16 protein-coding genes are annotated in these 19,433 nt (G+C 71.7%); 6 read left to right on the forward strand and 10 right to left on the reverse strand.

Going from position 1 to position 19,433, the window contains the following annotated elements; all coding sequences use genetic code 11:
* Window positions 1-5: 5 nt before the first annotated feature.
* The 3 genes from ACEN9J_RS31610 to ACEN9J_RS31620 are packed head-to-tail and all read right to left on the reverse strand — an operon-like array spanning window position 6 to window position 5,973.
* Entirely contained in the window at window positions 6-3,026 is a 3,021-nt protein-coding gene (locus tag ACEN9J_RS31610; protein WP_413765254.1) for an EAL domain-containing protein, read from the reverse strand.
* Window positions 3,023-4,084 (reverse strand): TRAP transporter substrate-binding protein, encoded by a 1,062-nt coding sequence (locus ACEN9J_RS31615; RefSeq protein WP_261214669.1) that lies wholly within the window; start codon window positions 4,082-4,084, stop codon window positions 3,023-3,025. Before ACEN9J_RS31615 ends, ACEN9J_RS31610 begins: the two co-directional genes overlap by 4 nt.
* The gene (locus tag ACEN9J_RS31620) at window positions 4,084-5,973 is read right to left on the reverse strand and encodes a diguanylate cyclase (RefSeq protein ID WP_261214659.1); all 1,890 of its coding nucleotides are present in this window, start codon (window positions 5,971-5,973) and stop codon (window positions 4,084-4,086) included. The genes ACEN9J_RS31615 and ACEN9J_RS31620 overlap by 1 nt, the downstream gene beginning before the upstream one ends.
* Before the next feature lie 255 nt (window positions 5,974-6,228).
* Between ACEN9J_RS31620 and ACEN9J_RS31625 the strand changes: the two genes are divergently transcribed.
* On the forward strand, window positions 6,229-7,347 hold the full coding sequence (locus ACEN9J_RS31625; protein ID WP_296723221.1) for a Fic family protein: 1,119 nt from the start codon (window positions 6,229-6,231) through the stop codon (window positions 7,345-7,347).
* A 3-nt stretch (window positions 7,348-7,350) separates the two neighbouring features.
* Here ACEN9J_RS31625 and ACEN9J_RS31630 read toward each other — a convergent pair whose 3' ends face one another.
* Entirely contained in the window at window positions 7,351-8,295 is a 945-nt protein-coding gene (locus tag ACEN9J_RS31630) for a LysR family transcriptional regulator (RefSeq protein ID WP_296723223.1), read from the reverse strand.
* Between the two features lie 175 nt (window positions 8,296-8,470).
* Here ACEN9J_RS31630 and ACEN9J_RS31635 point away from each other — a divergent pair, with 175 nt between their 5' ends.
* The 5 genes from ACEN9J_RS31635 to ACEN9J_RS31655 are packed head-to-tail and all read left to right on the forward strand — an operon-like array spanning window position 8,471 to window position 14,031.
* Window positions 8,471-9,430 (forward strand): alpha/beta fold hydrolase, encoded by a 960-nt coding sequence (locus tag ACEN9J_RS31635; protein WP_413765255.1) that lies wholly within the window; start codon window positions 8,471-8,473, stop codon window positions 9,428-9,430.
* On the forward strand, window positions 9,427-10,251 hold the full coding sequence (locus ACEN9J_RS31640; protein ID WP_413765256.1) for a VOC family protein: 825 nt from the start codon (window positions 9,427-9,429) through the stop codon (window positions 10,249-10,251). Before ACEN9J_RS31635 ends, ACEN9J_RS31640 begins: the two co-directional genes overlap by 4 nt.
* Before the next feature lie 5 nt (window positions 10,252-10,256).
* A complete protein-coding gene (locus ACEN9J_RS31645) occupies window positions 10,257-11,894 on the forward strand; it encodes a bifunctional 3-(3-hydroxy-phenyl)propionate/3-hydroxycinnamic acid hydroxylase (RefSeq protein ID WP_413765257.1) in 1,638 nt (545 codons plus the stop codon).
* The gene (locus ACEN9J_RS31650) at window positions 11,891-12,742 is read left to right on the forward strand and encodes a fumarylacetoacetate hydrolase family protein (protein ID WP_413765258.1); all 852 of its coding nucleotides are present in this window, start codon (window positions 11,891-11,893) and stop codon (window positions 12,740-12,742) included. The genes ACEN9J_RS31645 and ACEN9J_RS31650 overlap by 4 nt, the downstream gene beginning before the upstream one ends.
* Window positions 12,739-14,031, forward strand: a complete 1,293-nt coding sequence (locus ACEN9J_RS31655) for an FAD-dependent oxidoreductase (RefSeq protein ID WP_413765259.1) — start codon at window positions 12,739-12,741, stop codon at window positions 14,029-14,031. Before ACEN9J_RS31650 ends, ACEN9J_RS31655 begins: the two co-directional genes overlap by 4 nt.
* A gap of 22 nt (window positions 14,032-14,053) precedes the next feature.
* On the opposite strand, the gene ACEN9J_RS31660 is transcribed toward ACEN9J_RS31655, so the two are convergent.
* From ACEN9J_RS31660 to ACEN9J_RS31685, 6 genes are read right to left on the reverse strand one after another with little or no spacing between them, the layout of a single operon-like run.
* Window positions 14,054-15,007, reverse strand: coding sequence for an ABC transporter substrate-binding protein (locus ACEN9J_RS31660; RefSeq protein WP_413765260.1), 954 nt, complete (start codon window positions 15,005-15,007; stop codon window positions 14,054-14,056).
* 37 nt (window positions 15,008-15,044) lie between these two features.
* The gene (locus tag ACEN9J_RS31665; protein ID WP_413765261.1) at window positions 15,045-15,839 is read right to left on the reverse strand and encodes an ABC transporter permease; all 795 of its coding nucleotides are present in this window, start codon (window positions 15,837-15,839) and stop codon (window positions 15,045-15,047) included.
* Window positions 15,840-15,846: 7 nt separating this feature from the next.
* A complete protein-coding gene (locus tag ACEN9J_RS31670) occupies window positions 15,847-16,617 on the reverse strand; it encodes an ABC transporter permease (RefSeq protein WP_413765262.1) in 771 nt (256 codons plus the stop codon).
* The gene (locus tag ACEN9J_RS31675) at window positions 16,614-17,474 is read right to left on the reverse strand and encodes an ABC transporter ATP-binding protein (protein ID WP_413765263.1); all 861 of its coding nucleotides are present in this window, start codon (window positions 17,472-17,474) and stop codon (window positions 16,614-16,616) included. The genes ACEN9J_RS31670 and ACEN9J_RS31675 overlap by 4 nt, the downstream gene beginning before the upstream one ends.
* Window positions 17,471-18,991 carry an amidase family protein gene (locus ACEN9J_RS31680; protein ID WP_413765264.1) on the reverse strand — a complete coding sequence of 507 codons (1,521 nt, stop codon included), beginning with the start codon at window positions 18,989-18,991 and terminating at the stop codon, window positions 17,471-17,473. Before ACEN9J_RS31680 ends, ACEN9J_RS31675 begins: the two co-directional genes overlap by 4 nt.
* Before the next feature lie 18 nt (window positions 18,992-19,009).
* Window positions 19,010-19,393, reverse strand: a complete 384-nt coding sequence (locus tag ACEN9J_RS31685) for a DUF1330 domain-containing protein (protein ID WP_208512796.1) — start codon at window positions 19,391-19,393, stop codon at window positions 19,010-19,012.
* Window positions 19,394-19,433 lie beyond the last annotated feature (40 nt).

Here is a 19,433-nt window from a genome sequence, read left to right on the forward strand (position 1 = left end):
GCCGATCAGGCCTGCGCGTCGAGGTCGCGCTCGTAGGCTTCCAGCGCCTTGGGCTTGCCAAACAGGTAGCCCTGGTACAGGTGGCAGCCGTGGCGCTCGAGGAACTCGCGTTGCGCCTGCGTCTCCACGCCTTCGGCCACGATCTGCAGCTCGAGGTTGAGCGCCATGCCGATGATGGTCTGGATCACCAGCTCCACCTTCGGGTTCAGGCCGATGCCGTGCACGAAGTACTTGTCGACCTTGATCTGGTTGAGCGGCAACTGGATCATGTACGACAGCGACGAGAAGCCGGTGCCGAAGTCGTCCATCGAGAACTGGATGCCCATGCCGGCCAGGGTCTTCATCTTGGCGATGGTGTCGGCGACCTTGAACTGCAGCAGGCTCTCGGTCAGCTCGAGCTTGAGCTGGCGCGGATCGGCGCCGGTGCGCTCGAGCACGCGGGCGACCTGCTTGACGAAGTCGTCGGTGCGGAACTGCCGCGCGCTCACGTTGACCGACAGCTGCAGGTGCGCGCGCCGCGGGTCCTCGCTCCAGGCTGCGAGCTGGCGGCAGGCGGTCTCGAGCACCCACAGGCCCAGCGGGATGATGAGCCCGGTGTCCTCGGCCGCGGCGATGAATTCGCCGGGTGCCAGCAGGCCGCGCAGCGGATGCTGCCAGCGCACCAGCACCTCGGCGGCGACCACGCGATCCTCGCTCGTGACCTGGCTCTGGTAGTGCAGCACGAACTGCCGCTGCTCGACGGCCGCGTGCAGCTCGTTCTCGAGCGCCGCGCGCGCGGTGATGCTGGTCTGCATGCGGGTCTCGAAGAAACGCAGCGCGTTGCCGCCGGCGGTCTTGGCGTCGTACATCGCGATGTCGGCCTGCTTGATCACCTCGTCGAGCGAGGCATCGGCGGTGTCGAACAGCGCCACGCCGATGCTGCAGGTGCTGTGGTGCTGCTGGCTGCCGAGCTGGTAGGGCCGGTTGAGCTGCTCGAGGATGGCCGCGCCGATGGCCTCGGTCTCTGAGGTCGCGATCAGCCGCCGTTCGTGCAGCTCGGCCAGCATCACGACGAACTCGTCGCCGCCCAGCCGCGCCACGGTGTCGCCGCGGCGCAGGCAGGCGGTGAGGCGCTTGGCCACCTGCTTGAGCATCACGTCGCCGGTGTCGTGGCCGTGCGCGTCGTTCACGGTCTTGAAGTTGTCGAGGTCGAGGAACAGCAGCGCGCTCCAGCGCGAGCGCCCCGGCGCGGCATCGATGGCCTGCTTGATCCGGTCCACCAGCAGCCGCCGGTTGGGCAGGCCGGTGAGCGTGTCGTAGAAGGCCAGCTGCTCGACCTCGTCGGCCGCCCGCTTGCTCTCGGTGATGTTGCGCAGGATCACGATGAAGCGCGGATCGGCCTGCGCGCCGCTGGCCTTGCGCGAGACCGAGATCTCGAACCAGGCCTTGCTGCGCGCGTAGCGGCGCTCGAACTGGCGCCCGCTCGAGCGCCCGGTCTCGTTGGCTTCCTTGAGCGCCGCCATGACCTCCGCGCTCGCCTGCGGCGGCAGCAGCTCCTGCAGCCGCCGGCCGGCCGGCTGGTCGACCTGGATGCCCGGCAGCGGTACGCGCGGCGCATGGTGGCCGTGGCAGATGCCGTCGAGCCCGACCTCGAGCAGCAGGTCGGGCAGCGCCTCGAGCGTGGCCTGCAGCTGCGCCTTGCTCTCGACGATGGCGGCCATGTGGCGCCGTTTCTCGGTGATGTCCTGGTAGACGCAGACGGTGCCGCCGTCGGGCGTGCGGCTGCGCGTGGCCTGCGTGACCCGGCCGTCGTCGAACACCGCCTCCTGCTCGGAATGCTCGCGCGCGAGCTGCGGCATGTTCAGGTCGAGCCAGCCGCCCGGCCCGCCCTCGTGCACCACGTGCTTCGCGGTCTCGGCGACCAGCTCGCGAAACGGCACCTGCGGCGCGAGCAGCGGCCGCACCCACGGGAACATCGCGACGAAGCTGTGGTTCCAGGCCAGCACGCGGTCGTCGGCGTCGAGCAGCACGAAGCCGCCGATCATCGACTCGAGCGCCTGGTCGAGCGTGGCCTTGGAGCGGACCAGTTCCTGCCGCGCCTGCCATTGGCGCCGCAGCTGCAGGTGGGTGAAGGCCGCGATCGCGAGGATCATCGCGCCGACCAGGACGCCGGTCCATGCGATGCGGTCGCGCTCCTGGCGCCAGTCGTGCAGCGCCGCGTCCAGCGGGATGCTCGCCACGATCAGCAGGTTGCGGTGCAGCGTGGGGCGCGCCACCAGGATCGCGGGCACGCCGCTCAGGCGCGCGGCCATCTGCACCGGGCGGCCGTCGCTGGTCTGCTCGCTCAGCGGTGGCTCGAGCTGCCGGCCGAGCAGGTCGTCGCGCGCCGGCACGCTCACCAGCAGCGAGCCCGCGTCGCGCTCGAGCGTGACCTCCAGGCCCGGGATGACGGCGCCCTGCATCGTCACCAGCGCCAGCAGCGAGATCTGCACCTCGGCCACGGCGAGGATGCGGCTGCCGTCGGCCAGCGGCACGGCGCGCGCGAAGAACACCACCTGCTGCAGCGTGGCCGGGCTCGAGATCGGCGCGCTCACCGCCATGGTCGACAGCGGCTGCGCCAGCACGTCGTGCGCGAAGCCCTCGGGCAGCGCCATCGGGATCTGGGCGCCGCGCCGGTCCGACGACGCGATGGGCACGCCCTGCGCATCGACGAAGGCGACGAAGCGCACCAGCAGGTTCTGCCGCACCAGGTTGCCGACCAGCCGCCGCACCTCGGGCCGGTTGGCATCCTCGGCGATGCGGTCGCGCGGGGATTCGCGCAACTGCTCGCCCGCGCCGGCGAGCATCATGTCGATGCTCAGCAGCGCGCGGTTGAGCGCCGCCTCCGAGCCGCCGACGAAGCGCGTCGCCTGGGTCTGCGCATTGGCGATGGCCTTGCCGCGCGCGTCCCAGATGATGCTGCTCGCCACGGCCGCCAGCGTGCCCAGCAGCAGCAGGGCCACGCCGTAGACCACGGCCACCACGCGGCGGGAGAAGCGCTGTGTCACCGGGCGAGCGGGGCGCGGATGCCGACCGCGGGGCCGACGGTGTCGTTCCAGACCTGCGCGCAGACCGGGCCGCAGCGCTGCAGCCAGCCGGGCAGCACGCGGGTCGCGAAGATCTCGCGCCGGCGCGCCTCGTCCTGGGGCGAGGGCGCGACCGCCGTCATCCGCCCCTTCACGGGCCGGGTGCAGCCGGCCGCGCCGGTGTTGCAGGCGATGCCCTCGGTGGTCTCGCGCTCGGACTGGTCCCAGACCGCGGCCTCGAGCTTCGGCAGTTCGGTGCGCAGCAGCGCCTGCAGGTCGGGTGGCAGCGCCTCGAGGTTCTCGCGGTTGGCCGCGAACACCGCCAGGCCCCAGCTCAGCGGCATGGTGTAGAGCGAACTCGTCACCGCGTGCAGGCCCAGCGTGTGGCCCGACATGGTGCCGGTGATCGCGCAGTCGGTGTTGCCGGTCGTCATGTTCGACATGATGGCCGCGAATTCGGTGTAGACGGGCGTTGCCCCGAGCGCGCGCATGAAATCGGCCTGCGTTGCGCTCGACACCCGCACGCGCCGGTTCGCGAGGTCGGCCAGCCGTGCCACGGGCCGCGCGCAGAACACGGCCTGCGCCGGATAGGTGTAGATCGCCAGCAGCTCCGCGCCGTAGCGCTCGCGCAGCGTGCGCGCCAGGTAGGGCCGGAAGGCGCCGACCACGCGGCGCAGCGTCGCGATGTCGGGATTGAGCCCGGCCATGTCGGGCGTGCCGAGCTCGGGGAACTGCACCGCCATCTGGCTCATGAGCGCGGTGCCGAAGGGCACCACGCCGAGCTGGATCAGGCTGAGCATCTCCTGGCCCGGCACGCCGGCGCGGTCGAAGGGCACGATGCTGGCGCTGTAGCGTCCGCCGGTTCGCGCGGCGAGCTCTCGGGCCCAGAAGTTCTCCTCGTGCCGCGTGTACTGGGTGACCCCGGCGAGGCCGCCGACGATGCGCAGGCGCTGTGCCGGCACCTGCTGCGGCTGTGCCTGCGCCTGGCAGGCGAACGACGCCGCGAGAAGGAGAAGGAGGGCGTGGAACAGTCGGGGCATCAGGCGGCACCGCTCCCGTCGGCCACGGGCGCGCCCGGCGCCGGGCGCGCCGGTTCCACCGGGGCGTCCGAGAAGAAGGCGAAGCCGGGTCCTTGGCGCTGCTGCTTGACGCGGTACATCGCCTGGTCGGCGCAGCGCAGCAGCTGCGCCAGCGTGCGTCCGTCCTCGGGGTTGCAGGCGATGCCCAGGCTCATGCCGACCGACACCTCGGCGCCATCGGCCTCGATGGGCTGCAGGCCGGCGTCGACGATGCGGCGCGCCATCTGCGCGAGCGCCGCGCGCGAGGGCCGGCCCGGCACCAGGATCGCGAACTCGTCGCCGCCCAGGCGCGCCACCGTGTCGCTCGCGCGCAGCTGCGAGCGCAGCCGCGCCACCGTCTGCACCAGCACCGCGTCGCCGACCGCGTGGCCGTGGCCGTCGTTGACTTCCTTGAAGCCGTCCAGGTCGAGCAGCATCAGCGCGAAGGGCTGGTCGCGGCGCAGCCATTCCTCGCCGCGGCTCTCCAGGCCGGCGCGGCTGGCGGCGCCGGTCAGCGCGTCGGTGCCGAGCGCTTCCACCAGCTGCTGGGTGCGCGCCGTCAGCGCCTGCTCGGAGCGCAGCACCAGCCGCAGCCGCGAGGCCATCGCCACCGCGAACACCACCAGCTCGACCACCAGCGCCGCCTGCGAGACGTTCATCTGGCCGGGCGCCCACTCGATCCAGCCCCAGCTCGCGAACACGATCGCGCCGATGCCGGCCAGCAGCAGCCCGACCCCGATGCAATAGAGCACGGCCGGCCAGTAGCGCCGGCGGATCGCGAACATTGCGCCGATCACCATCACCGCCGTCGAGGCCACCACCGACATCTGCACCAGCCGGAAGGTGATCAGCGGATGGGCGCCCCAATGCGCGTAGGGAATGGCCAGCAGCAGCGCGACCGAGAAGGCCTGCACCAGCCGGTCGAGCAGCGGCGCGAAGTGCGACAGCCGCAGCAGCCGCCGGCCGAACTGCAGCTTGCACAGCGCCCACAGCGCGGGCCCGGCCGTGTAGGCGAAGCCGGCGCCGGCCGGCCAGTGCGCGAACGGGTAGCGCAGCGCATGGCCGTTGATGCTCGCGAGCGCGAGCAGGCCGCAGAGGCAGGCCAGCATGTAGTAGGCGTAGAGCGCCTCGCCGAACACCACGAACAGCACCAGGCCGTAGACCATGAGCCCGAGCAGCAGGCCGTAGCTGACGCCGTCGAACATGCGCTTGTCCTGCGTCGACTGCAGGTAGTCGGCCGGGTCCCAGAGCGTCACGTCGTAGATGCGCGCGAAGGTCGACTCGACGCGGAAGTACACCGTGTAGACGCCCGGCCCCGGCAGCTCGAAGCGCCAGGCCATCTGCTCGGAGGCGGCCGGCCGCGTGGCCCAGGGATGGCGCATGCCGGTGACCACCGGCTCGGCCAGCGCGTGGCCCGTGGTGTCGAAGGGGCCGTAGAAGCGGATGTCGCGCGTCGACACCGTGGGCACCAGCATCAGCCATTCGCGCGCCGCGTCGGCCGGGTCCTGCAGCTGCATCTGCAGCTTGAACCACAGCACGCGGTCGGATTCCTGGCCGCGCAGCGGCTGGTCGGGCAGGGTGAAGCGCGCTTCCTGGGCCGGGGTGCGTACCTCGTCGATGCCGAGGGCGCGGGTCGTGTCCTCGAAGAACTGGAGCTGCTGCACGGCGGGCAGGCCGGTGGCCTGGCGCGAGAGCGAGAGCACCGGCTGGCGCGCGTCGGCCGGCGCCGCGCCGAAGGCCGGGTTCAGCACGGCGAGAAGCAGCAGCGCCAGCAGCCATTGCCAGAGCGCGCGATGCGCGGCGCGAGGGCGTGCCGGCCCGTACCCTGGCGCGAAGGCGCGAGACGGAACGGACGCGGATTCCAGGGACATGGGGCGAACGAAGGCGCGCCGCTGGCGGGCGGTGTGAATGAGGAAGTTTGCAATTGTGTCCTACGGACTTCGGTGGGTGGGCGGGGGCGTGGCCTGGTTGCCACGGGTGGCCGACGAACGGTTCGGGGGCCTTCCCGAAGGAGGCCGGAACGGAGGCGTTCCCGCCATTTCATGCGGTGATTGAATGTGCCATTCACCGCAAATATTGCGGTGAATGAGTTTGCTCCTGTGGTGAACACGGCGTCTAATCTCCGCATGAATAGCGGAGAAAACCTCTATATCTGGCAAGCCGACGACTGGCCCGGGTGGCGCTATAACCTGTCCGCCCTGGCCCAGCCCCTGGCCGATGTCAGCCGCGCCCAAGGCGCCTTGCTGGGCCGGCTGGCAGACGTCGGGCTCGCGCTGCGCGACCAGGCCAGCCTGGCGGCGCTGACCGACGACGTGGTCAAGACCAGCGAGATCGAGGGCGAGGTGTTGGACGTGGCCTTGGTCCGTTCGTCGATCGCGCGCCGGCTCGGGCTCGACATCGGCGCGCTGGCGCCCGTGGACCGGCACGTGGACGGCGTGGTCGAGATGGTGCTCGACGCCACCTCGCGCAGTGGCGAACCCCTCACCGCCGAGCGCCTTTTCGGTTGGCACGCGGCGCTGTTCCCGACCGGCTATTCGGGCCTGTCGAAGATCGACGTGGGCCGCTGGCGCGACGACGCGGCCGGTCCGATGCAGGTCGTCTCGGGCCCCGTGAACCGGCGCAAGGTCCACTTCGAGGCACCGCCGGCGGACACGTTGCCCGCGCAGGTGGAAGCTTTCCTGGCCTGGGCCAACCGGGAGCCGGACGAACCCGTCCTCCTCAAGGCGGGCCTGGCGCACCTGTGGTTCGTCACCTTGCATCCCTTCGACGACGGCAATGGCCGCATCGCACGCGCCGTCGGCGATCTGTTCCTCGCCCGTGCCGATGGCACGGGGCAGCGCTTCTACAGCCTGTCGGCGCAGATCCAGCGCGAGCGCAAGGCGTACTACGACATCCTCGAGCGCACCCAAAAGGGCTCGCTCGATGTCACCGCATGGCTGGCCTGGTTCCTCGACACGCTGGGCCGAGCCACCGCCAGCGCGCAGCTCACGCTCGACGGCGTGCTGACCAAGGCGCGCTTCTGGCAGCGCTGGGCCGGCACGCCGGTGAACGAGCGCCAGGCGAAGCTGCTCAACCGCCTGCTCGACGGCTTCGAAGGCAAGCTCACCAGCAGCAAGTGGGCGGCTATCGCCAAGTGTTCGCCGGATACGGCGCTGCGCGACATCACGCAGTTGCTGGCGCTGGGGGTGCTGAAGAAGTCGGCGGGGGGTGGGCGCAGCACGGGGTACGAGCTGATGGACTCCTGAGCCTCAACGCGCACCCGTGGCCTGCTTCCCGTTCGCCGCCGCCGGCAGCCGCTCGTCGCGCGCGAACATCTGCGCCACCAACTGCCGCAGCCACACGTTGCCCGGATCCGCATGCTGGCGCTCGTGCCAGTGCAGCCGCACCGAATAGGGCGGGAACGCGATCGGCGATTCGAGCACGCGCAGCTTCTCGCTTTCCGCGAAGGCCTCGCCAAGGCTGCGCGGCACCACCACCAGCAACTCGGTCTCGGCCACGATGCGCGACACGCCGAGGAAGCTCGGCACGCGCAACCCGATGTTGGGCTTGATCTTCAGCGCCGCCAGGGTGCGCTCGACGATCGACGGACCGGTGCCCGACATCGTGACGAGGATGTGGCTCTCGGCGAGGAAGGCGCGCTTGTCGATGCGCTTGCGGATGCGCGGATGGCGCTCGGACACCAGGCAGACGAAGCCCTCGTCGAGCAGCGTGCGCTGGAAGAACCCGGCCTCGAGCTGCGGCATGTAGCCGATCGCGAGCTCGAGCCGGCCTTCCTCCATCAGCCGCGGGCTGTCGCTCGAGATCGTCTCGGCCTCGATGCGCACCGCGGGCGCGATCTGCTTGAGCCGGTTCACCAGCAGCGGCAGCATCACCACCTGGCGGATGTCCGTCATGCCGACGCGGAAGACGCGCGCCGAGGCCTGCGGGTCGAAGGCGATGCGCTCGCTCTGGGTCTGCTCGAGCAGCTCGAGCACCTTGCGGATCGAGGGCAGGATCTCGCTCGCGCGGGCGGTGGGCTGCATGCCCGAGGGCGTGCGCGTGAACAGCTTGTCGTCGAAATGCGCGCGCAGCTTGTTCAGCGCGATGCTGGCCGTCGCCTGCGCGATGCCGAGATGCTCCGCGGCGCGCGAGACGCTGCGGGTCTCGTAGACCCGGTCGAACACCGAGAGCCATTCGAGGTCGAGCTTGGACATGGGTGGGTGCGATCGGTCGGAGGACGAAAGGGGCTTGATGCGGCGCTCGGGCATGCGGCGATGGTTGCCCGCCGCGCGCCGCGCGCCTATTGCAAAACGCAATTCTAGGAATCGGGCCGGTGGTTTGACGCAGCGGCGGGGCAAATCAACACTTGCCCGAACCCTTCGACACACCATGCCCGACATCTTCAAACGACACCTGTTCAAGGCGGCCGCCGCTTCCGTGGCCATGGCCGGCGGCCCCGCTTCCGGCGCGCGCCGAGACGAAAGAGCCGCCATCGTCCTCGTGCACGGCGGCTGGCACGGCGCCTGGTGCTACGAACGTGTGCTGCCGCTGCTCGCGGCTGGCGGCGTCGCCGCGGTGGCCCGCGACCTGCCCGGCCACGGGCTCGCAGCGCGCTTCCCCGCCAGCCATGGCCGGCCCGGCCAGGAGGCTGCCTTTCTCGCCGAGCGGTCGCCGCTCGCGGGCATCGGCCTGGACGACTACGCCGACAGCGTGATCGCCACCATCGACGCGCTGCGCGCCGCCGGCCATCGGCGCGTGGTGCTCGCGGGCCACAGCATGGGCGGCATCGTGCTTCATGCGGTGGGCGAGCGCGCGAGCGAGAAGATCGCGGCGCTGGTCTACATCGCCGGCAACATGCCCGGGCCCGGCGTGCCGATCGGCGCGTACTTCGGGCTGCCCGAAGCGGCCTCCGCGCGCGTGAACCCCGTGCTGCTCGGCGCCCCGGCGGCCACGGGCGCGTTCCGCATCGACCCGCTCGCCACCGGTGGCGCCTACCGGGCCGCCTTGCGCGAGGCCTTCTACAACGACGCCTCCGATGCCGACGCGGCGGCGGCGCTGCACCTGCTGTCGCCCGACATGCCGTTCGCACCCATGGCCACACCTATCGCTCTAAGCGCGCGCCGCTGGGGCGCGATCGAGCGTCACTACCTGCTCTGCCTGCGCGACAACGCCGTGCCGCCGTCGCTCGCGCGCCGCTTCATCGCCGACGCCGACGCCTTCGTGCCCGCCCACCGCACGCGCGTGCACGAACTCGATAGCGGGCATTCGCCCTTCCTCACGGCACCGCGGGCGGTGGCGGACCTGCTGCTCGGCATCGCCGCATCGGCCGCGAGGGAGCACCGCGAATGACGCTCGGTGCCGTGCTCGACGCGATCGAACTGACCACGCCCCAGCCCGCGCTGGCGGCCGATTTCTACGCGCGCGCCCTGCGCTGCGAGACGCAGCCCGCGGGCGGGAACGGGCTGCGCTGCGTGGCGCCGCAGCGCGTGCTGGCGCTGCACGAGGGCGCGCCGAACCAGCTCGCGCAAAGCCGCTTCCGCTTCGCCGACGAGGCCGCGCTGCGCGCCTATTCCGGGCGCTTCGCGGGCCGCGCCTTCGCGCGCTTCGAGGAGACGGGCGAGCCGGGACCACGGCTCCTGCTCGACGATCCCGAGGGCCGGCGGCTGTGCTTCATTGCCGGACCGCCAGCGGCTCCGCCGCCAGGCGATCGCGCCGAGGCGCGGCTGCAGCACTATGCGGTGCGCACGCCCGACCCCGAGCGCCTTGCGCGCTTCTATGCCGACGAACTCGGCTTCGTCGTCTCCGACTTCGTGCGCGATGCCGCGGGCGTGCTGCGCGCCGCCTTCCTGCGCACCGACCATGAGCACCATGCGCTCGCGATCTTCCATGCGCCGCAGGTGCGCTTCGACCATTTCTCCTGCGAGACGCGCGACTGGGAGCGACTGCGCGACTGGGCCGACCACATGGCGGGCGAGCGCATCGCGCTGGTATGGGGCGTGGGTCGGCACGGGCCGGGCAACGACACCTTCTTCATGGTGGCCGATCCCGACGGCAACCTGGCCGAGATCTCCTGCGACCTCGAGTCCTGCCCCGAGGACCACGAGCCCGGCCTCTGGCCGCACCACCCGAGCACGCTGAACCGCTGGGGCATGGCGATCATGCGGAGCTGAGCGGCGTGCGGACTTCCAGCGATTCTCCAACCCTGCGCGCCGACGTGCTGATCGTCGGCGCCGGCCCCGTGGGCCTGATGCTCGCGAACCTGCTGGCCGGCCACGGCGTGCGCACGCTCGTGATCGAGCGCAACCAGGCCACCGTGCGCGAGCCGCGCGCCGTGACGCTCGACGACGAGAGCCTGCGCACGCTGCAGTCGGCCGGCCTTGCGGAGGCGGTGGTGCGCGACCTGGTGCTCGGCTATGGCGTGCAGTACTTCTCCTGGCGCGGCAAGCCTTTCGCGAGCATCCAGCCGACGCGCCAGGAGTACGGCTACCCGAAGCGCAATGCCTTCAACCAGCCGCGGCTGGAGCGCACGCTGTGCGAGGGCCTCGCGCGCTTCGAGGAAGACGCGCGCGTGCTGTTCGGCCACGCGCTCGAGTCCTTCGATGACGAAGGCGAAGGCGAAGGCGACGGCGTGCGCTGCCGGGTGCGCGGCCCCGCGGGCGAGCTGCGCGTCGAGGCGCGCTGGCTGGTCGGCTGCGACGGCGCGCGCAGCCGCGTGCGCGAACTCTGCGGCATCCGGCTGCAGGGCGACACCCATCCCGAGCGCTGGCTCATCGTCGACCTGGCCGAGCGCACCAGCAGCCTGCGCCATACCCAGACCTTCTGCGATCCGCTGCGCCCCGCGATCCGGCTGCCCGGACCGCACGGCACGCTGCGCTACGAATTCATGCTGCATCCGGGCGAGGACGATGCCTTCGCGCTCGACGAAGCGCGTTTTCGCGGCTGGATGGCCGCGCGCCATCCCGAAGACCGCGCGCTGCCGCTGGTGCGCAAGGCGGTCTATACCTTCCATGCGCGCGTGGCCGAACGCTGGCGCCACGGCCGTGTGCTGCTGGCCGGCGATGCCGCGCACCTGACGCCGCCGTTCGCGGGCCAGGGCCTCAACAGCGGGCTGCGCGATGCCGCCAACCTCGCCTGGAAGCTCGCGGCCGTCACGCGCTGGGGCCTGCCCGAGGAACTGGTCGACAGCTACGAGACCGAGCGCCGCCCGCATGCGCAGGCGCTGATCCGCATGGCACTGCGCATCGGTGCCTTCATGCAGCCCAAGAGCCGCGCGGGCGCGGCCGCGATGCAGACGCTGCTGCGTGTCGCCTGCCTGGTGCCGCCGCTGCGCGACTACGTGCTGCAACTGCGCTTCAAGCCCAGGCCGCGGTTGCGCGACGGCTGGTTCGAACTGCACCAGCCGCTCGACCGGCCGGCCTGCCGTCCCGAGCTGCTGCCGCAGCCGATGGTCGATCTGCCCGATCGCTCGCTGTGCCGGCTCGACGAACTGCTCGGCACCGGCTTCGCGGTGATCGGCTGGGATTCGCCAGCCTTCCGCGCCCAGGCCCGTTCGCTGGCACCGCCCGGCGTGCCGCTGCGCGTGGTCGCGCTGCGCCGCGCGCGCGAGGATTTCCTGTCGTTCGCGGCGAACCCCGAACTGGCGCAGGCGCGCGACGGCAGCGGCGCGCTCGATGCCTTCCTCGACGCGCTGCAGGCCGAGGCCCTGGTGCTGCGGCCTGATCGCTACTGGTCGCGCGTGGTGCCCATCGGCGAACTGGGCGCGGCATCGGCACGGGCACCCCTTTTCCTGAACTCCATCGAAAGCACTCCATGAAACTCTTCAGCTACAGCATCGAAGGCCGTGCCTCCTACGGCCTTGAGGTTTCCGGCGGCCTGCTCGATCTCGGTCGCCGCTTCGCACCCGAATGGCCCACGCTCAAGGCCTTGATCGCGGCCGATGCGCTCGCGCGGGCCGCCGCCCTGCGTGCGGAGGCACCCGACCTGCGCTTCGATCAGGTCGAGCTGCTGCCGGTGCTGCCCGATCCGGGCACCATCGTCTGCATCGGCCTCAACTACGAGGAACACCGTGCCGAGACCGCGCGTCCGGTCGCGCCGCATCCGACGGTGTTCCTGCGCATCGCTGAATCGCTGCAGGCGCACGGCTCGCCGCTCCTCATTCCGCGCGAATCCTCGCAGTTCGACTACGAGGGCGAGCTCGCGCTGGTCATCGGCAAGGCCGGCCGCCGCATCGCCGAGCACGAGGCCTGGGCGCACGTCGCCGGCGTGAGCTGCTTCAACGACGCCAGCGTGCGCGACTGGCAGAACCATACGCATCAATTCGGGCCCGGCAAGAACTTCCCGCATACCGGCGCCTTCGGTCCCGCGCTGGTGACGCTCGACGAGCTGCCGGCCGACCGCGTCGTTTCCGTCGAGACGCGCGTGAATGGCCGCGCGCTGCAGCAGTCGTCCACCGACCGGATGATCTTCCCGGTGCCCCGGCTGCTGGCTTACGTGTCGACCTTCATGACGCTGCAGCCCGGCGACGTGGTCGTCACGGGCACGCCGGGCGGCGTGGGCGCGAAGCGCCAACCGCCGCTGTGGCTGGCCGAAGGCGACGAGGTGGAAGTCGAGATCGGCCATGTCGGCGTGCTGCGCAACCGCTGCGTGAAGGAGGCGGCATGAAGGAGCCGCGGCGCATCGAATCGTTGCCGGGCCAGCCGGCGCGGCGCGTGCTCGAGGCCGACCTCTGCGTGGTCGGCGCCGGCGCCGCCGGTGTCTCGGCGGCGGTGGAGGCGGGCCGGCTCGGCTTGCGAGTGGTGCTGGTGGACAGCCTCGCGCAGATCGGCGGACAGTCGGTCAACGGCTTGATCGGCACGCTCTGCGGCTTCTTCTCGATGGGCGATGCACCCTACCAGCTGAGCTACGGTTTCGCGGGAGACGTGCTGGCGGACCTGCAGGCAGCGGGCGCGCTCGCATGGCGGCCGGGCCGGCGCAGCTTCGTGGGGCTGTACGACGAGCACGAGCTCGCCGGCAGCTATGCCAGGCACCTGCGCGCCGCGGGCGTGGAGGTGGTGCTCGGCGCGGTGCTGGCCGAGGCGCGGCGCGAGAGCGACCGGCTGCGGCGCATCGATGCCTGGACCCGCCATGGGCCGCTGTCGGTGACGGCGCGTTGCTTCGTCGATGCCAGTGGCGATGCCGCGCTCGGCGCGCTGGCCGGCGCCACCTTGCAGCAGGCCGAGCTGCCCGTGTATGGCACCAGCATGTTCTCGATCGCCGGGCTGGGCCGGCCCGTGCCCACGCGCGCCGCCGTGATCGAGCGCCTCGAGCAGGCCGCGCCGCGCTACGGGCTCGCGCGGCGCGACGGCTTCGTCTTCGAGTTTCCGGGCCGCGACCTGTGCCTGGTGAACCTCACGCATTTCCAGACCCCGCTCGATGCCGTGGCGATGTCGCGCGTGGCGCTCGAGGCGCGCGGCGAGATCGACCGCGTCATGGCCTTCCTGCGCGGCGAGTTTCCGCAGGCCTTCGGCGGCGCGCGCATCCAGTCGGTGGGCCAGCCCGGCGTGCGGCAGACGCGCGGCATCGCGGCGCTGCGCACGCTGTCGACCGCGCAGGTGCGCAGCGGCGAACGGTTGCCCGACGCCATCGGCCGTTGCGCCTGGCCGATCGAGTTCCACGGCCGCGAGGAGGGCGTGCACTGGGAGACCTTCGGCGACGAGCACATCACCTGGATCCCGCTGGGCGCCATGGTCTCCCGCGATCTGCGCAACCTGGTCGCGGCCGGCCGCTGCGTCGATGCCGAGCCCTTTGCGCTCGGCGCGATCCGCGTGATCGGATCCTGCATGGCAATGGGCGCCGCGGCCGCGGCGGCCGCCTTCCTCGGTGGCGACGACCTGCATGCGCTCGACGTGGCGAAGGTGCAGGCCCTGGTGGCGGACAACCTCGAGCGCCGCGACCCCGGCCCCGCCGCCTGAAGCGGCGTCGGGCCGCCCCGTTTCAATTGCCCGCCGCCGGCACGTTCACGAAGCGCTCCACGTCGGGCAGCTTCGCGAGCATGCCGTTGTCGCGCATCAGCTCGGCCGTCTTGCGGATCTGCGCCACCTCGATCTGCGTGGGCATCGGCGGCAGGTTGATCTGCTGCAGAACCGGCACCGGCAGCTTCGTGAAGTCCGACACCACCTGCAGCGCCTCGGGCGAACGCAGGTTGGCGTTGTACCAGTCGATGCCGCGGCGCAGCGCGCGCGTGAACTTGCGCAGGTTCTCGGGATGCTGCGCGGCGTACTTGCCGGTGGTCAGGTACTGGCCCGCGTCGGCGCCCGGCTGCACCTCGTTGAAGGGCGAGCCCACCACGGCCAGCTCGGCATGGCGCGCCGCCGCGCTCTTGAAGGGCTCGACCATGAAGGCCGCGTCGACGTTACGCCGGCGCACCGCGTCCTCCATCTGCGGGAACGGCACCTCGCGAAAGTTCACCTTCGCGGGATCGCCGCCGCGCGCCTTGACCCATGCACGGGCATAGAGCCACACGATGCTGTTGCGGTTGTTGACGCCGATCGACTTGCCCTTGAGGTCGGCGCCGCTCCTGAACGTCTCGCCCTTGCGGCCCACCATCTCCGTGGTGGGGGCCTGCGGCTGCATCTTGGCGCCCGGCGCGATCGCCTGCACGTCCAGCCCCTGGTGGAAGGCCAGCAGGCCCGACACCGTGTTGCTCTGCGCGATGTCGTAGGCCCCGCCCACCAGGCCGGGAATGCCGACGGCGCCGCCGGCCGAGGTGCTGGTGTCGACCTCCAGCCCTTCCTGCGCGAAGTAGCCCTGCCGGATCGCGACGATCACGGGAACGCAGTCGATGATGGTCTGCACGTTGACGCGGACCTTGGCGAGCTCGGCGGCCTGCGAGGCGCCGCCGCAGAGCGACGCGCAGGCGAAAGCCAATGCGGTGAAAGCATACTTCATGGGGATCTCCGGAGTGAGGGAAAGAGGAAGCGCGTTCTCAGGCGCGGCCGTGCCAGGGCAGCGCGGTCTTCTCGAGGCGCAGGATCGCGCGGTTGAGCGCATAGCCCGCGATCGACAGGCACAGCACGGCCGCGTACATGGGCGCGGGCTGCATGGCGTACTGGGCCTGCACGATGAAGTAGCCAATGCCGCTGGCGCCGGCGACCATCTCCGCGATGATTGCCACCACCAGCGCGATGCCCAGGCTGGTGCGCAGCCCCGCGAAGATCGCGGGCAGTGCGCCGGGCAGCACCAGCTTGCGCAGCGTGGCGGCGCGCGACAGGCGCAGGGTGCGCGCTGTCTGCCGCAGCACCGGACTGCCGTCGCGCACCCCGGCCACGGTGTTGATCAGCACCGGAAAGAAGCTGCTGAAGGCGACGATGAAGATCTTGAGCGCATCGCCCACGCCGAGGAACAGGATCAGCGGCGGCACGATCGCGGAGATCGGGATCGGCCTCAGGGTCTCGACCAGCGGGCTGAAGATGCGCATCAGCAGCGGCGAAAGGCCCAGCAGCAGGCCCAGCGCGATGCCCGCCGCGCTGCCGGCTGCATAGCCGGCGAGCATGTAGCCCAGGGTATTGCCCAGCAGCGCGGGCAGCTCGCCGGACCGCAGGCCGTCGCGCAGCGCGGCCAGCACCGCGGTGAAAGGCGGCCAGTTGAGGCTGTCGACCCAACCGAGGCGGGCCGAGGCTTCCCACAGGGCCAGCAGCGCGATCACCAGCGCGATGCCGGAGGCGGTGCGCGCGAGGCGCGGCAGGGCGCGCGAGGAAGAAGAGACGTGCGACGCGGTCATGGCGACCTCAGGACAGGTGGGCGCGCCACGGCAGCGCGCGGCGTTCGGCCCATTCGAAGGCGCCGTTGAGCAGCAGGCCCAGCAGCGCCAGCACCACCAGCCAGGCGTACATCTTCTGGATCTGGAACGCGCGCTGCATGTCGAGGATCAGGAAGCCGACGCCGTTCTCGCCGGCCAGCATCTCGGCCACCACCACCAGCGTCAGCGCGAGGCCGAGGCTCACGCGCATGCCGGTGGCCACCATCGGCAGCGCGGCCGGCAGCACCACCCGCAGCACCGTCGCCCGGCGCGACAGCCGCAGCGTGCGCGCGGTATCCAGCAGCACCGGGTCGACCCCGCGCACGCCCTGCACGGTGTTGATGAGCACCGGAAAGAATGCGGCCAGCACCACGATGAACAGCATGGTCTGCAGGCCGATGCCGAGGAACAGGAACAGCGGCGGGATCAGCGCGGGCTTCGGAATCGGCCGCACCAGTTCGACCAGCGGTTCCATCAGCGCGTGCACGGCCTCGCTGCGGCCCATCGCGACACCGAGCGCGATGCCGCAGGCGCAGGCGATGAGGTAGCCGGTGGCCATCAGCGCCAGCGTGCGCGCGATCGGCTGGGCCAGCGCGTCTTCGCGCACCACCTCCACGAGCGTCGCCAGCACCACCGACGGCGCCGGCAGCAGCGCCGGGTTCAGCGCGCCGCTGCGGCCCAGCAGTTCCCAGGCCGCGAGCACGCCCGCGACGGCGAGCGTGCCGGGCAGCCAGCGTTCGACAAGGCCTGCGCGCCTCATGGCCGCGGCTCCCGTCCCAGCAGCCGTTCCATCAGCGTGTGCCGAAGTTCGAGGAAGCGCGGCAGCTCGCGCGTCTCGATGGCGTCGCGCGGATGGGGGATGCGGGTCTCGACGATCTCCTCGACCACCGTCGGCCGCTTTGAGAGGATCGCGATGCGGTCGGCCAGGAACACGGCCTCGTCGACGTCGTGCGTGACCAGCACCACCGTCAGGCCGCGCTGGCGCCGCAACTCGAGCACCAGCGCCTGCAGTTCGACCCGGGTCAGCGCATCGACCGCGCTGAAGGGCTCGTCGAGCAGCAGCACGCGGGGCTCGGCGGCGAGAGCGCGCGCGATCGCCACGCGCTGCTGCATGCCGCCCGAGAGCTGCCAGGGATAGTGCTTCTCGAAGCCCGCGAGACCGACCAGGCCCAGGTACTCGGACGCGCGCGCATGGACCTGCTGGCGGGCGAGGCGGCGGTCGGCCTCGAAGGCCAGCGCCACGTTGCCCGCGACGCTGCGCCAGGGCAGCAGCGACTTGGTGTACTGCTGGAACAGGTAGACCATGCCCTCGGGTGGCTCGGTCACCGGCCGGCCGCGAAACAGCACCTCGCCCGCGCTCGGCGCCAGCAGGCCGGCGACGATCTGCAGCAGCGTCGACTTGCCGCAGCCCGAGGGGCCGAGGATCGCGAGGAACTCGCCCGCGCGCACCTCGAGCTCGATGTCGCGCAGCGCGGTCAGCTCGGCGTCGCCGCTGCCGAAGCGCCGCGCCACGTGGGCGAGCCGGATGCCATCGGCTCGTGGTGAATCGGGTGTGGAATGCGTGGGTGGCGGCGCGGTGCCGGTGGTCCGCACCGCGCTGAGCTGGAAGTTCTTCATGGCAGGGCCTGTGGTTCGAGGGTGTGCACGGCGCTGCCCGGCATGGCACCGGGTGCGCCTTGTTCTGGGGGGTGTTGCAGCGCCTGCTGCAGTGCCTGGGCCAGCGCGAGCAGGCGCGCGTCGCTGCCGTGCGGCGCATCGAAGGCGATGCCCACCGGCAGGCCCTCGCGCGTGAAGCCCGCGGGCAGCACCACGCTGGGCAGGGCCGCGATGCTGGCGGGCGAGACGTTCTGGCCGAAGGCTTCGCGTGCCGTCATCAGTCCGCCCGCGGCCAGCGGCACGGCTGGCGCCGGCGAACGGCGCGCTTCGGGCGCGCTGGCCAGCGGTGCCGCCACGCGCGCCACCGGATGCACGAGCGCGAGCACGGCGTGCTGCGCGAAGTAGCGCTGCAGCGCGCCGCCGAGCGCCATGCGCCGCCGCAGCGCGGCCCGGTAGCCGTCGCGCGCGGCCGGGCTGTTCACGGCCTGCTGCGCGGCATGCAGCGCCTCGTGCAGGTCGGCACCGGCCTCGGCCATCAGCCGGTCCATCGAGACGCCGCCGGTGCGCGCCGCCAGCCAGTCGGGCAGGGCACGCGCCGATTCATGGCCGATCAGCGTGGGCGCGATGCCTTCGGCGAGCGCATGCAGGTCCGGCACGTCCGCCTCGACCCAGCACACGCCGTGCGCGGCGAGTCGGCGCCGCGCACTCTCGAACGCGCGCTCGACCTCGGGCTCGAGCCGCGACAGGTAGTAGCGCGGCGAGAGCGCGAGGCGCACGCCCGCGAGGCCGCGCGGCGGCGCCTGCGGCGGCTGGCCCGACATCACGGCGTCGAGCAGCGCCAGGTCGGCGGCATTGCGTGCGATCGGGCCCACCGTGTCGAGCGTGTGCGACAGCGGCACCACGCCCTCGGTGGGATAGCGTCCGACCGAAGGACGGAAACCGGCCACTCCGCACAGCGCCGCGGGAATGCGGATCGAGCCGTTGGTGTCGCTGCCGATGGCCGCGGGCACCATGAACGCAGCGACCGCCGCGGCGCTGCCACCGCTGCTGCCGCCGGCGATGCGCTGCGGCGCGTGCGGATTGCCGACCCGGCCGAAGTGCGGGTTGTCGCTGGTCCAGCCCATCGCGAGCTCGTGCATGGTGTTCTTGCCGAGCAGCAGCGCGCCCTCGGCATAGAGCCGTTCCGCCACGCCCGCGTCGCGGGCACCGGCCGCGGCGGGCGCGCCCGCCAGCGCCGCGGTGCCGGCCGTGGTGGGCAGCCGCTCGCTCGCGATGTTGTCCTTGAGCGCCAGCGGAATGCCGTGCAACTGGCCCAGCGGCTGGCCGGCGGCGCGCGCCAGGTCCGCCTCGCGCGCCGCGGCGAGCACGGCCTGATCGTCGATGGCGCTGAAGGCGTTGAGCCCGGCGCCCGCATGGCAGCGTGCCAGCAGCGCCGTTACGTAGTCCTCGGCGCGCAGCGCGCCGTCGCGCAGCAGAGAAGCCGCCTGCACCAGCGTGAGCCGGTGCGGCGCCTCGGACGAGGCGTCGGATGCTTTCATCGCGCGTCCTTCGGTGCCTCAGGCACCCCAGATCACCGCGCCGTTGGCGTCGACGCCGATCTCGCGCGGACCGCCCGAGGTGGCGCCGCCGGTGGTGGCGCTCTGCGCCACGCCCTGGATCGCGATCGCGCGGGCGGGCTTGCCGGCGGTGCCGGCCAGGCGCTTGCGCTTGAGGGTCTGGTTCGGTTCCGAGTGGTAGTAGCGCTCCACCGCGTCGAGGTCGGGGAACTCGATCACGATCAGCCGCTTGGGATGCCAGTCGCCCTCGATCGGGCGGTAGTCGTTGCCGCGCACGAGAAAACGGCCGCCGGCGGCCACCACGTGTTCGGTGACCTCGCGTTCGTACTCGGCCAGGCTGGGGCCGTCCTCGACGTCGAGTTCGATCACGAAATAGGCGGTCATACTGGGGTCCTTGAATCGGTGTGCGGCGCTGCCGCGGGGG

The sequence above is a fragment of the Variovorax sp. Varisp41 genome (assembly GCF_047325085.1).
Lineage (GTDB): Bacteria > Pseudomonadota > Gammaproteobacteria > Burkholderiales > Burkholderiaceae_C > Variovorax.